Here is a 13,828-nt window from a genome sequence, read left to right on the forward strand (position 1 = left end):
CCATGCACGAGGTCGACCAAACCACCGAGCAGATGGTGCGCAGCGTCCTCGCGTACGCCGAGAACCGGCTGCGGATGAACCCGGTCCCGCTGGACAAGTCCACGATGCCCGCGCACGAGCTGTACGAACGGCTCGACGGGCTGATCCGGGACGCGCCCCGGCAGCCGGACGAGGTGCTCGGCGTCTACTCGTCGGTGATCGCGCCGAGCGTGATCTCGGCCGACAGCCCGCGCTTCCTCGGGTTCATCCCGGCCGCACCGACCAAAGCCAGTCTGCTGTTCGACATGCTCGTCTCGTGCGCCTCGATCCAAGGCATCTCGTGGCTCGAAGCGTCGGGTGCGATCGCGGCCGAGAACACCGTACTGCGGCTGATCGCCGACGAGGCCGGACTGCCCGCCGGCGCCGGCGGCTGCTTCGTCTCCGGCGGATCAGCGGGCAACCTGTCCTCGCTCGCGGTCGCCCGTGAGACCGCGAAGAAACGACTGGGCACCGATCGACGGCTCCGTGTGGTCGTCGGCACCGACGCGCACTCGTCGATCGTCAACACCCTGCGCCTGCTGGAAATGGACGCGCTCGTCGTCGACACACCCGACCACCGGCTGACCGCGGAGACGGTCCGGGCCGCGGTCGAGGCGGACCCCGACCCGTCGGACGTGGCCGCGCTGGTGTGTACGTCGGGCACCACCAACGCCGGCATCATCGACGACCTGGCCGGCTGCGGCGCGTTCGCGCACGAGCGCGGCTGGTGGTTCCACGTCGACGGCGCGTACGGCGGCTCCGGCATCTTCGCCCGCTCGCTGCGCCCGAAGTACGACGGTATCGAGCAGGCCGACTCGTTCATCCTGGACCCGCACAAGTGGCTGTTCACGCCGTTCGACTGCTGCGCCGTGCTCTACCGCGAACCCGAGCTGGCGAGGGCCACGCACACCCAGGACGCGTCGTACCTCGACGTCATCCACGTGTCCGACGGCGAATGGAATCCGACCGACTACGCCTACCACCTGACCCGGAGGGCCCGCGGTCTGCCGCTGTGGTTCTCGCTCGCGGTGTACGGCGTGGACGCCTATCGGGAGGCGATCGAGAAGGCGGCCTCGCTGGCGCGGGAAACGGCCGCGCTTGTCAAGTCGATGGAGCATCTGGAGCTGATCCGCGAGCCCGACCTCGGTGTCGTCCTGTTCCGCCGGGTCGGCTGGTCGGGCAAGGACTACGACGAGTGGGCCCGGCAGTTGCACGAGGACGAGGTCGCGTTCATCCCGCCGAGCAAGTGGGAGGGCGAGACGATCGGCCGGTTCGCGTTCCTCCATCCCGACACCACCCTGGACCTGGTCCGCGAGGTGCTCGCCCGGACGAAACCATGAGCGACCTCCTCGAGCTCTTTCCGGCCGGCAGCCGGCTCGATGCCGACGGCACCTTGATCGTCGGCGGCTGCCGCGCGGACGACCTGGCCGCCGAGTTCGGTACGCCGGTCCTCGTCGTCGCCGAGCAGGCACTCCGCGCCCGCGCCCGCGAGTACCGCGACGAACTCACCACCCGCTGGCCGAACTCACGCGTCGTCTTCGCGTCCAAGGCCTTCCCCAGTACGGCGATCCAGCGCGTGATGGTCGAAGAAGGACTCGGACTGGACGTCGCGGGCGGCGGCGAGATCCTGACCGCGCTCAAGGCCGGTGTCGATCCGGCGCTGATCGTCCTGCACGGCAACGCCAAGAGCGACGAGGAGATCGCGCTCGCGGTCGAGCGCGGCATCGGCCTGGTCGTGGTGGACAACGCCGACGATGTGGACCGGCTCGAAGCGACCGGTCGCCCGCAGGACGTGCTGGTGCGGATCATTCCGGGCGTCACCGCGGACACCCACGCGCATGTGCTCACCGGACACGAGGGCTCGAAGTTCGGCCTCGCCCCGGCGGACGCGGCCAGGTTGATCCAGCGGATAGAGCACAGCCCGCGGCTGCGGATGCGCGGTCTGCACGTCCACGTCGGTTCACAGATCCTCGACGTCGAGCCGTTCGCGGAGTCCGTCGCGCCGGTCGCCCGGCTCGGCGAGTTCGAGGTCTACGACCTGGGCGGTGGGCTCGGCGCGCGGTACACCTGGGCGGACAAGCCGCCGAGCGTGGCGGCGTACCTCGACGTGCTGATCGGCGCGGCGAAGCAGCACCTCCCCGCCTCAGCGCAGCTGATCATCGAACCTGGACGCAGCATGGTCTGTACGGCGGCGACCACGATCTACCGCGTCACCACGGTGAAACGCGGCGCGATCACGTTCGTCGCGGTCGACGGCGGGATGGGCGACAACCTGGAGGTCGCGTTGTTCGAGCAGCGGTTCGAGGCGGGCATCATCGGGCGCTTCGACGAACCTGGCGAGACCGTGACGGTGGTCGGCCGGCACTGCGAGAGCGGCGACGTCCTGGTCGACGGCGTACCGCTGTCCGATCCGAAAGTCGGCGACCTGCTCGCGGTGCCGGCGACCGGGGCGTACTGCTACACGATGGCGAACAACTACAACGGCAACCGCCGGATCCCGGTCGTCTTCGCGAACGACGGCGTCCCACGTCTCGTCGTACGGCGGGAGACGTGGGACGACCTCATGGCACGAGACGTGGATTAGCCCTCGAAGCCGTGATGGAGCATGACGTGCTTGATCCGCGTGTAGTCCTCGAGACCGTACATCGACAGATCCTTGCCGTAGCCGGAGTGCTTGAAGCCGCCGTGCGGCATCTCGGCGATCAGCGGGATGTGGGTGTTGATCCAGACGCAGCCGAAGTCGAGCCGGGCCGACATCCGGGCCGCGGTGGTGACGTTGGTCGTCCAGACCGAAGAGGCCAGACCGTACTCGCTGTCGTTCGCCAGCCGCAGCCCTTCGTCCTCGTCGGCGAACTTCTGCACGGTCATGACCGGACCGAAGATCTCGGTCCGGATCAGCTCGTCGTCCTGCTGCAGGTCAGCGACGATCGTCGGCTCGTAGAAGTACCCGCGGTCGCCGACGCGGTGGCCGCCGGTGGTCACCCGCGCGTGATCGGGCGCCCGCTCGACCAGGCCGGCCACGTGCCCGAGCTGGTTGGCGTTGTTGATCGGCCCGTACAGGATGTCCTCGTCGGCCGGGTCGTACCCGGTCCGCGTCGCCCGCGCCGCATCGGTGAGCGCGGCGACGAACTCGTCGTAGATCCCTTGCTGCACGAGCACCCGGGTAGCCGCCGTACAGTCCTGACCGCCGTTGAACAGGCCGGCCACCGAGATGCCTTCGATCGCGGCCGGGATGTCCGCGTCGTCGAACACCACCACCGGGGCCTTGCCGCCGAGCTCGAGGTGAGCCCGCTTCACGTCGGCCGCGGCCGCCATCGCCACGGCCATACCGGCCCGGGTCGAGCCGGTGATCGAGACCAGCTGCGGGACCTTGTGCTTGGTCAGCGCGGCACCGGTGTCGCGATCGCCGCAGACCAGGTTGCAGACGCCCGGCGGGAAGATCTCCTGCATCTTCTCGACCATCCAGTACGACGATGCGGGGGTCGTGTCGGACGGCTTCAGGACGACCGTGTTGCCGGCGGCCAGCGCCGGGGCGAACTTCCAGACCGACATCATCATCGGGTAGTTCCAGGGCGCGACCTGGGCGACCGGGCCGATCGGCTCGCGGCGGATCGACGAGGTGAAGCCGCGCATGTACTCGCCGGCCGACTTGCCCTCCAGCACCCGGGCGGCGCCGGCGAAGAAGCGGATCTGGTCGACCATCGGCGGGATCTCCTCCGACCGGGTCAGCGCGACCGGCTTGCCGGTGTTCTCGCTCTCGATCGCGATGAGTTCCTCGGCGCCGGCCTCGATCACGTCGGCGAGCTTCAGCAACGCGTGCTGCCGCTCGCTCGGCGTCGACCAGCGCCAGGTCTCGAACGCACTCGCCGCAGCCGTGAAGGCCTGATCGACGTCGTGTTCGTCCGAGTTCGGCGCGGAGGCGTACACCTCGCCGGTCGACGGGTTGACGATGTCCATCATCGCCCCCGACGCGGCGGCCTGCACCTTCCCGTCGATGACGTTGTGGAAGACCTTCTTGTCCGGCATGAGACCCATCCCTCCGCAGCAGACGATCCGTCCCCCAGTTCTCTCAATCTAAAGCTCACCCACTGACGAGGAGAAGGCCATGACTCATCAGGCGACCCATCCGCTCGAACCACTGGATGAGCACGAGTTCCGGCAGACGGCCGCGATCCTGCGCCGCGACGAGGAGCTCGGCGGGTCCTGGCGGTTCGCAGGGATCGAGCTGCTCGAGCCGGACAAGACGGCCGTGCGGGACTGGCGGCCCGGTGACGCCGTACCGCGAGCCGCGTTCGCCGTCCTCTGGAACCGGGCCGACAACCAGACCTGGGAAGCCGTCGTCGACCTGACCGGCGACCGGGTGGTGTCCTGGACTCACGTTCCCGGCGTGACGCCGAACTTCACGACCGACGAGTACCACGAGGTCGACGAGGCGATGCGGGCGCACCCGGACGTCGTCGCCGCCCTGGCCGCGCGTGGCATCACCGACCTGTCCCTCGTGCTGATCGAGGTCTGGACGTACGGGAAGGCGCTGATGCCGGAGAAGTACCGCGACCGCCGGCTCGGGTGGTGTGACATCTGGTACCGCGACACGCCGGAGAGCAACGCGTACGCGCACCCGGTCTCCGGTCTCAAGGTCGTCGTCGACGTGAACACGCTCGAGCTGCTCGAGCTCGAGGACGACCACGACCACGGCCAGCCCGAGGTCAACGCGGAGTACGCCCCCGGCCCGTGGACCGGGACGCTGCGCACCGATCTCAGGCCGCTGGAGATCACCCAGCCCGAAGGCGTCTCGTTCACGCTCGACGGCACCGAACTGCGGTGGCAGAACTGGAACCTGCGGCTCGGGTTCAACCACCGCGAAGGGCCGGTGATCTACCAGGTCGGCTACGGCGGCCGCGACATCGCCTACCGGATGTCGTTCGCGGAGCTGATGGTCCCGTACCGCGACGCCTCGTTCGACCACTACCGGCGTACGGCGTTCGACATCGGCGAGTGGGGTCTCGGGTTCATGACCACGTCGCTCGAGCTGGGCTGCGACTGTCTGGGCGAGATCCGCTACCTGGACGCCGTACTGCATGACACCCGCGGCGAGCCGTACACGATCAAGAACGCGATCTGCCTGCACGAGGAGGACAACGCCGTGCTGTGGAAGCACGTCGACCACACCAACGGCGCCGAGGTACGCCGGATGCGCCGGATGGTCGTGTCGTGCCACGTGACGGTCGCGAACTACGAATACCTCGTGTATTGGCGCTTCTACCAGGACGGCAACATCGAGTGCGAGGTCCGGGCCACCGGGCTGATGGTGACGACGCCGTTCGCCGCGGACGGTGCGCCGCCGCAGACGGGGACCGTGGTCGACAAGCAGACGTACGCGCCGTTCCACCAGCACTTCCTGGTCGCGCGGCTCGATCTCGACGTGGACGGCGACGGGAACACGGCGTACGAGGTCGACTCGCGCGCGCTGCCGGTGTCGGACAGCAATCCGTACGGGCTGGCCGTGGTCACCGATGCGACGCCGATCCGCTCCGAGTCCGAGGCTGCCCGGGACTTCAATTGGTCCACCCAACGATCGTGGAAGGTCGCGAACCCGAACCGGGTGAACGCGCTCGGCACCCATCCGGCGTACAAACTCGTCCCGAGCGCATCGATCCCGCCGCTGATGGACCCCGGTACGCCGCAGTTCCTGCGCGCGCCGATCATCGGCCACACGCTGTGGGTGACCCGCCACCACGACGAGGAACGCTGGCCGTGCGGCGACTACCCGACCCAGTCCAGCACCGACGACGGCATGACCCGGTGGATCGCCGACGACGAGTCGCTGGAGAACACCGATCTGGTCCTCTGGTACGTCTTCGGCATCCACCACATCACCCGGGTCGAGGACTGGCCGGTGATGCCCGCCGACACGATCTCGTTCTGGCTCAAACCGTTCGGTTTCTTCGACCAGAACCCGTCGATCGACGTACCGCCCTCGGTCAAGGCGGACGGGGAGGTCTGCCGGCACCACCCGGAGTGAGGCTCAGCGGGGAGCGGTGTTCGGCCTGGGCTTGGGGATCGGTTTCGTCCCCGGCTTCTTCCCCGAGTCGGGCGGCTTCGGGTTCGGGTTGCCGATCATCTTCTTCGGCGGGTTCACGAAGCGCTCGACCGGCAGGCCGCGGATCGCGCCCTGCATCGCCGATTGCCAGAGCGGGCCGGCGGTGCCGGAGCCGGTCGGGTCGGCGATGTCCACGCCGTTCAGCGTGTGCCGGAACATCAGGTTGGTGTACGGCAGGGTCGCGTCCGCGACGACCGCGGCGGCGGCGAGGTTCGGGGTGTAGCCGGCGAACCAGACCGCGAGGTTCTGCTGGATCGTGCCGGTCTTGCCGGCCATGTCGCGGGTGCCGAAGCGCAGGCGGCCGCCGGTGCCGCCCGGCATCATCACCTGGCTGAGGACCCGGTTGACCCCGTCCGCGACCGCACGCGGCAGCGCCTGCCTGCAGTCGAAGGCGGGACCGGGGATCGGCTTGCCGGAGTTGTCCCGGATCGACGTGACGACCAGCGGCTTGCAGTACTTCCCGCGGGCCGCGAACGTCGCGTACGCGTTCGACAGCATCAGCGGCGTCACGTACCCGACGCCCAGCGTCATCGACGCCACCTGGTCGAGCGGCTCGCCTGTCTGGCCGTTGTACACCCCGAGCTTGGCCGCGATCTTCGCGATCGGGCACAGCCCGGTCCGCTGCGACAACTGCAGGAAGTACGTGTTGGTGGAGAACCGCGCCGCCTCGACCATGGTCAGGTCACCGCTGTGCGTCGAGTTCTTCGGCTGGTACGTCGGATCGCGCGTATACCCCGTACAGGTCTTGAACTTCTTGTTCCGCAGGTCGATCTGCTCGGGCGAGTTGATCCGGTAGTCCATCGGGATGCCCCTGGACAGGGCCGCCGCGATCGTGAACGCCTTCATCGTCGAGCCGTTCTGGAACCCGCCGAACCCGCCGGCGTACGACTTCTCGACGTTGTAGTTGTAGTTCGTGTGATTGCGCCCGTTGCCGTACGGCTTGCTCTGCACCATCGCCTTGACCAGCCCGGTGCCCGGCTCGACCACCGTGATCGCCGCGACCGCGGTGTCGGTGCGCTTGCTGTGTTTGTCGATCGACGCCTGTGCGGCCGCCTGGATCCGCGGGTCGATCGAGGTCCGGATCAGCAGTCCGCCGGTCTTCAGGTAGTGGTCGCGGTCCTTCGGGGTCGCGCCGAGCGCGGGGTTGGTCAGCAGCTTGGCGACCACGTAGTCGCAGTAGAACGGGTACCGCGAGTTGGCGCAGCCGTTCGGCACCGGCTCGACCGTGGCCAGGTTGATCACCGGCGTCCGCAGCGCCTGGTTGGCCTGGTGGAGCGTGATCACGCCGAGTTCGAGCATGCGCTTGATCACGACGTCGCGGCGCGCCTTCGAGCGGGCCATGTCGTTGGTCGGGTCGTACCCGGTCGGGTTCTTCACCAGGCCGGCCAGCAGTGCCGCCTGCGGGAGCGTGAGTTTGTCGGCCGTGGTCCGGAAGTAGTGCTGTGCGGCCGCCTGGACGCCGTACGAGCCGTCGCCGAAGTTCACCAGGTTCAGGTACCGCTCGAGGATCTCGTCCTTGGACAGCTGGTCCTCGATCGCGATCGCGTAGCGCAGCTCGGCCAGCTTGCGTTCGTAGGTGACCGCGGTCGCCGCGGCGCGCTCCGCCGCGGTCCGGGCCTTCTCGACCAGGCTCATCTTGACGTACTGCTGGGTGATGCTCGACCCGCCCTGCTGCACCTCGCCCTCGGTCTGGTTGCGCAGCATCGCGCGCAGCGTGCCCTTCAGGTCGAGCGCGCCGTGGTCGTAGAACCGGGAGTCCTCGATCGCGACGATCGCCTTGCGCATGATCGGGCTGATCGTGCTCAGCGGGACCGGGACGCGGTTCTGCTCGTACAGCGTGGCGATCAGCGTGCCGTCCGCGGCCAGGATCCGGCTGCGGACGGCCACCGGATCGACCTCGAGCTCCTTCGGCAGGTTCTCGACGGACGCCGCGACCTCAGCCGATCCGCGTCCGGCGAACCCGGCGAAGGGCACCGCAAGCCCCGCCGCCAGGGCACCTGACAGCACGCTCACGCCGATGAACGTGATCAACGACCGAGCCCAATTGCGACCGCCCCTGCCGGTACGCATACCTCCAGGCTAGACGAGGGATCAGCTTCCGGGTACCCCGGAAATGATTGCCTCGATCAACTTTGGCCGCAATTCCCTTGCACTGATGACCGCATCGACCGATCCGACGTCACGCGCCCGCTCGATACTGTGCACGCGATCGAACTCGGTCGCGACCTCGCCCAGTTTCTCTGCCCGTACGACGGTTCGCACGTCGGCGAGCTCCGTCGCCAGCGCGGCCCGCTCCGCTCCGGTCGCCTCGCCGACCCGCTCGGCCAGCGTCGCGACCCGCGGATCCGCAGCGGTCCGCGCGTCGACCTCACCCGCGAAAACGACCGCGGCCGCCGGCGCGCCGCCGAGCACCGACGCGAACGAGCCCTCGACCGCGAGCACCGTCATGGACGGATTCAGCGATTTCGAGAACACCACGAACGCGCCGCCGTGGTACCGCGAGACGACGCAGAAAACGATCGGTCCCCGGAAGTTCACGATCGCGCGGCCGATCTCGGCGCCGTACTCGAGCTGGAGGTTCCGCATCGAGTCCGGTGATCCGTCGAAACCGGACAAGTTCGCCAGCACCACCAGCGGGCGGTTGCCGCTGGCCGAGTTGATCGCCCGTGCCACCTTCTTCGACGACCGCGGGAACAGCGTGCCCGCGGTGTAGGTGTCCGGGCCGTCGGTGGGAGGGAATCCCCGGCGCGGGACCGACTTGGACTCGATCCCGACCAGGCAGACCGGGAACCCACCGAGCCGGGCATCCTGCACGACCGCGGTATCGGCGTCGGCCATCCCGGCCCAGCGCTCCAGCATCGGGTGGTCCTGGTCGGTGACCGCCCGCATCAGCGTGCGGATGTCGAACGCCTTCTTCCGGTCCGGGTTCGTCGCAGGCGAGAAAATCTCGCCGACAGTCTTGAAGTCGCTCCCGGCCACGTCATGCGGGTACGGCGTGACGTCGCGATCCACCGGGTCCGACGTCGAGGCCCGGCGCGGACCGCTCTCCCCCGGCAGGACGTACGTGTGGTCGTAATGGGTCATCAGCACGTCGCGGGCCGCCTTCAGGTCGGGCGCCCAGTACTGCGCCTGGCCGTTCGGGCCCATCACCCGGTCGTACCCGCCGATGCCGAAGTTGTCCTCGGCCGACACGCTGCCGGAGAAGTCCAGCGTCTGCTTGCCGGTCAGCACCATCGCGCTGTCCGGCGTCATCACCAGGATGCCCTTGGTGTGCATGAGCATCGTCGCCTCGGCGTTCCAGTACGGCTGGGCGCCGACATTGATCCCCGCGACCACGACGTTGATCTCGCCGCCGTCCTGGGTGAACTCGACGATCCGCTTCAGCGCCTTCGCGACCCAGTCCATGTTCTCGGTGCCGGAGTCCATCGAGATCCGGGCGCCGGCCGACAGCGAGTACCACTCGACCGGCACGCCAAGACGTTCCGCCAGGTCGAGCGCCGCGATGATCCGCGAGCACTCCCCCTCGGCGACCGCGCCGAGCGCCATCGTCGGGTCGCCGCTCATCGCGACCCGGGTGACGCCCTCGGGGTACCGCTCGCTGGGCGTGGTGACGATGCCGACGATGATGCCGGCCTTGTTCAGGCCCTTCGGCCGCTCGACCGGGACCAGGTTGCCGGCGTCGTCGAGGTCGTGCTCGACGAACGAGCCGCCCTGGCCGGCGACCATCCCGCTGACCTCGTACGGGTAGATCGTGTTGCGTCGCCGGGACCGCTGCACCTTCTGGGCATAGTCGTCGAGCGGCATCAGCCGACCGGTCGGCGGCTGCTCGATCGACGTGACGACGCCCGAGCCGTGCTGGTAGTAGAACCGGGCCGCGACCGGGTTGATCGAGCCGTCCGGTGCGACGACGTCGCCTTGGACCAGGACTTCCTCGATCCCCGCGCCCGCGGTCATCGGGGCGATGTTGCGCTGCAACGCGGTCACTTCGTCGACCTGTACGTCGACCACCGGCCAGATCTGCACCCAGACGTGGTTCATGTCCAGCTTGGCGCCGGCGGCTCCGCGGGCCGAGCGGGCCCGGCGGATCGCCTCCAGGCAGTTCGAGATAGCGCGCTCGGCGTGCGGCAGCGACGTGACCTGGCCGTCCTCGTCCCGGACCACGGCGAACTGGCGGACCTGGGCCAGCGCGACGAGCCGCCGGTCGGCCGGGTTGTCCCGTGCGACGCAGTAGTAGAGCAGGACGTCCTCGGGTGCCTCGAGGCGGGTGATCCGGAAGTCGCGCAGCCGCCACAGGTTCAGGCGGCGGCCGACCATCGGGTGTACGCCGCGGACGTTGTCGTCCTCGGCCATCGACCCGCCGGCCGGGCGATAGGTGAAGTACGACACCGCGTGATCCAGTCCCGTTGCGACTGCGACCGAGATCCGGCGTACGCGCTGGGCGACCGGGAGGTCGGCGACCATCCGGCGGTACAGGTCGGAGGCCTCCTGCTGCGACTCGGGCAGGTCCGGGCCGTACAGGTACAGCTCGACGACGGCCTCGTGGCCAGCCGTGCGGGCGTCGACCTGCGCGGTCAGTGCGCGCGATAGGGCACTGTCGCGGTCGGCGAGCTCGGCCACCGTCCCGACCGTCGTGACCAGGTGGCTCGGACGGTCGTCGATCGAGTAGTCGGCGGTTGCGACCGGTCGTCCGTCGACGGCGAACTCCCGCAGGTCGTGCAGCTCGTACTCGCGGTAGTGCCGCCGGACGAGCACCTCGAGCATCGGCTCGCGGTCGCCCCAGCCGCCCGCGAGCCGCCGGGCGAGGAACCGGACGATCGGCTCCGGGATCGCGGCCAGCGCGTCGATCCGCTGCTGCCGGTCCGGCGCATCCGGATGCGCGGCCAGGTCGGCGACCTCGTCGCTCACCCCGGCGATGATCGAGGCGCGCTCGGCGTCGACCTGCGGCTGGTCGAACCAGCGGAACCGGACGCTCCGGGCCAGGTCACCGACGACCGGGAACCGCAGCTGCGTCGCCGGCACCAACCGGTCAAGCAGCTCGTGCACCGACTCGTCGAGCGGCGACTCAGGCAGCGGCTCGGCGATCCACCGCTGCAGCACGGAGGTGACCAGCACTACGTCGGGATTCGACCGCTGCTGCGCCAGGAAGATCCGGAAGACCGCCTCTTCCAGCTCAGGGCTCCGCTCCAACCCGGTCACGCCGTAGTTGCTCAGCACCCGCGTCAACCGGGCCTGGAACTCGGCCGGCAAACCGCCACGGTCCGGGTCGAGGCTCTGCAGGTAGGTGTAGAAGTACTCACGTGGGCTGTGGACGCGGTTCTCGATGCTCGTGTCCGTGCCGGCCGGACGGTTCCGGCTCAACTCGGCGAAGTCCGCGAACACGCTGAGCAGCTCGATCTCGGGCCCGACCGGAGGCCCAGCCTGCTGATGTGCGAGCTCGGACCGTGCGGCGAGGTAGTCGGCCAGCATGCCGCCCTCGTCCTGCGGGTCGATATCGAATCCGAGCAGCATGCTCCGCAGGTCGTCCAGCCCGCGCTCCACCCGCTCGGCCGCGGACTTCTCCCCCGTCCCGTTCGGCAGATCCAGCTGTACGCCGTTCTGAACCGGAGCCGCCTCCTCGGGGCTGTCGTCTGCCACCGGCTCCAACCGGAGCAGCGGCGCACCGGTCTCCACCTGGCTGCCGGTCGAGACCAGCAGCTCCTTCACGGTCGCCTTGAACGGCGCGTACAGCACCGTCTCCATCTTCATGCTCTCGAGCACGAGCACCGGCGCACCGGCCTCGATCTCGGCACCCGTCTGCACCGGCGTCGCGACCACCAGCGCGGGCGCGGGCGAACGCAGTACGCCGCCCTCGTCGCGGCTGACGCGGTGGGTCACGCCGTCGACCTCGATCAGGTGGACCGGGCCGTGCGTCGCGGTGACCAAGCGGAACCGCTGCCCGCCGACGACGAGCCGGCTCCGGTAGTCGTCCAGCCGCTCGAGCTCGGCGTCGACGATCTTCAGGTGCCCGTTGCCGACGCCGACCCGGAACCGCTCGGGGCCGATCCGGGCAACCGTCACCTGGTAGCTCGCGCCGCGCAGCTTGAGGTCGATCGCGCGACCGACCTCGTGCTGCACCTGCGGACGACCGCCGTGCGCGGTCTCCAGCAGCCGGGTCCGCTCGACGGCCTCGGAGTCCTCGTACCCCTCGATCGCCGCAGCGACCAGCGCGATCCCGGAGTGCCGGTGCGAGATCAGCCGGCCCTCGCCGCGGACCCGGTCGATCCAGCCGGTGTCCGCGCTGCCGTCGATGACCTCGGGCTGGTCGAGCAGCTCGAGGATGAAGCTTTTGTTGGTCGCACCGCCCTCAATCAGCACGGTCGTCGCCTGCATCGCGCGCCGCAGCCGCGCCAGCGCCTCCTCGCGGGTTCGCCCATACCCGATGATCTTCGCGATCATCGAGTCGAAGTCGGCGGGGATGCTGTCGCCCGCGCTCACCCCGGTGTCGACCCGGATCCCGGGACCGGCCGGAAGATCGAGTACGGCGATGCGCCCGGGCGACGGCGCAAAGTCGCGATCCGGGTCCTCGGCGTTCAATCGCGCCTCAACTGCGTGACCGCTCTCGGCCGGCTTGACGCCGTCGAGTCGGCCACCGGAGGCGACGTGCAACTGGGCCTTCACCAGGTCGAACCCGGTGGTCAGCTCGGTGATCGGGTGCTCGACCTGAAGACGCGTGTTCACCTCGAGGAACGCGAACGACTTCTCGCCCGGGTGGTACAGGAACTCGACCGTCGCGGCGCCCTTGTACCCGACCGCGAGCGCCAACCGCTCGGCGGAAGCCTTCAGGTCATCGACCTGCGACGCGGACAGCAGCGGGGACGCCGACTCCTCGATCACCTTCTGGTTGCGTCGCTGCACCGAGCAGTCGCGTACGCCGAGCGCCCACGCCGTACCCTGACCGTCCGCGATGACCTGCACCTCGACGTGCCGCGCGCCGGTGACGAGCCGCTCCAGGAACACGACGCCGCTACCGAAAGCGCGGGCAGCCTCGTCACTGGTCCGTGCGTACGCGTCGGACAACTCGTCTGCTGAGCGGACCACCCGGATACCGCGGCCACCGCCGCCGGCCGTTGCCTTGAGCATCAACGGGTAACCGATCCGCTCGGCCGCCGCCAGCGCGGCCTCCAGCGACTCGACCGCACCGCGGCTCCACGGCGCGACCGGTACGCCGACCTCCTCGGCGATCAGCTTCGACCCGATCTTGTCGCCGAGCTTGCGCATCGCCTCGGCCGACGGACCGATGAAGGTCACGCCGATCCGGTCGCACAGCTCCGCGAATGCGGGGTCCTCGGCAACGAAGCCCCAGCCGACCCAGGCCGCGTCGGCGCCGCTGTCGCGCAACGCCCGCTCGAGGACGGCGAGATCCAGGTACGGCCGGGCCGATGCCGGGCCGAGCGGGTAGGTGATGTCCGCCGCGCGTACGAAGGTCGCGGTCCGCTCGCCGTCAGTGAACAAGGCCACGGTCTCGATGGGGTCACCGCCTTCGGCGTTGACTTCCCGGACCGCATTGATCAGCCGCATGGCGGCCTCGCCCCGGTTCACAATCGCGATACGCTTGAACATCGACCGCCTCCGTGTCTCACCCTGCTTGTACAGAAGGGATCGCCCTCTGCTGGCACAGGTTTTCAGCCCAGGGCCGTTACCGTCGAGTCGGCCCCCCTTTCAGGCGTGTTC

General features: G+C 69.2%; 6 protein-coding genes. 3 read left to right on the plus strand and 3 right to left on the minus strand.

Features of this window, described 5'->3' with window-relative positions; translation table 11 throughout:
- Positions 1 to 2: 2 nt before the first annotated feature.
- Positions 3 to 1,358, plus strand: a complete 1,356-nt coding sequence (locus ACQPYH_RS25200; RefSeq protein ID WP_432875976.1) for a pyridoxal phosphate-dependent decarboxylase family protein — start codon at positions 3 to 5, stop codon at positions 1,356 to 1,358.
- A complete protein-coding gene (gene lysA / locus ACQPYH_RS25205) occupies positions 1,355 to 2,602 on the plus strand; it encodes a diaminopimelate decarboxylase (RefSeq protein WP_432875979.1) in 1,248 nt (415 codons plus the stop codon). Before ACQPYH_RS25200 ends, lysA begins: the two co-directional genes overlap by 4 nt.
- Here lysA and ACQPYH_RS25210 read toward each other — a convergent pair.
- Positions 2,599 to 4,044, minus strand: coding sequence for a gamma-aminobutyraldehyde dehydrogenase (locus tag ACQPYH_RS25210; protein WP_432875982.1), 1,446 nt, complete (start codon positions 4,042 to 4,044; stop codon positions 2,599 to 2,601). The two genes, lysA and ACQPYH_RS25210, sit on opposite strands and share 4 nt — an antisense overlap.
- 79 nt (positions 4,045 to 4,123) lie before the next feature.
- On the opposite strand from ACQPYH_RS25210, the gene ACQPYH_RS25215 reads away from it, so the two are divergent.
- Positions 4,124 to 6,040, plus strand: coding sequence for a primary-amine oxidase (locus tag ACQPYH_RS25215; protein ID WP_432875985.1), 1,917 nt, complete (start codon positions 4,124 to 4,126; stop codon positions 6,038 to 6,040).
- A 3-nt stretch (positions 6,041 to 6,043) separates the two neighbouring features.
- Here ACQPYH_RS25215 and ACQPYH_RS25220 read toward each other — a convergent pair whose 3' ends face one another.
- Both ACQPYH_RS25220 and ACQPYH_RS25225 read right to left on the minus strand, forming a co-directional pair.
- The gene (locus tag ACQPYH_RS25220) at positions 6,044 to 8,188 is read right to left on the minus strand and encodes a transglycosylase domain-containing protein (protein WP_432875988.1); all 2,145 of its coding nucleotides are present in this window, start codon (positions 8,186 to 8,188) and stop codon (positions 6,044 to 6,046) included.
- A gap of 21 nt (positions 8,189 to 8,209) precedes the next feature.
- Positions 8,210 to 13,717, minus strand: a complete 5,508-nt coding sequence (locus ACQPYH_RS25225) for a carboxyl transferase domain-containing protein (RefSeq protein WP_432875991.1) — start codon at positions 13,715 to 13,717, stop codon at positions 8,210 to 8,212.
- Positions 13,718 to 13,828: the final 111 nt, after the last annotated feature.

Source organism: Kribbella sp. CA-245084, assembly GCF_050942355.1.
Classification (GTDB): domain Bacteria; phylum Actinomycetota; class Actinomycetes; order Propionibacteriales; family Kribbellaceae; genus Kribbella.

Excerpts from the sequence above, each read along its gene's own strand:
- ACQPYH_RS25200 (WP_432875976.1), top strand. The coding sequence starts at position 3 with ATGCACGAGGTCGACCAAACCACCGAGCAGATGGTGCGCAGCGTCCTC.
- lysA (WP_432875979.1), top strand. The coding sequence starts at position 1,355 with ATGAGCGACCTCCTCGAGCTCTTTCCGGCCGGCAGCCGGCTCGATGCC.
- ACQPYH_RS25210 (WP_432875982.1), bottom strand. The coding sequence starts at position 4,044 with ATGCCGGACAAGAAGGTCTTCCACAACGTCATCGACGGGAAGGTGCAG.
- ACQPYH_RS25215 (WP_432875985.1), top strand. The coding sequence starts at position 4,124 with ATGACTCATCAGGCGACCCATCCGCTCGAACCACTGGATGAGCACGAG.
- ACQPYH_RS25220 (WP_432875988.1), bottom strand. The coding sequence starts at position 8,188 with ATGCGTACCGGCAGGGGCGGTCGCAATTGGGCTCGGTCGTTGATCACG.
- ACQPYH_RS25225 (WP_432875991.1), bottom strand. The coding sequence starts at position 13,717 with ATGTTCAAGCGTATCGCGATTGTGAACCGGGGCGAGGCCGCCATGCGG.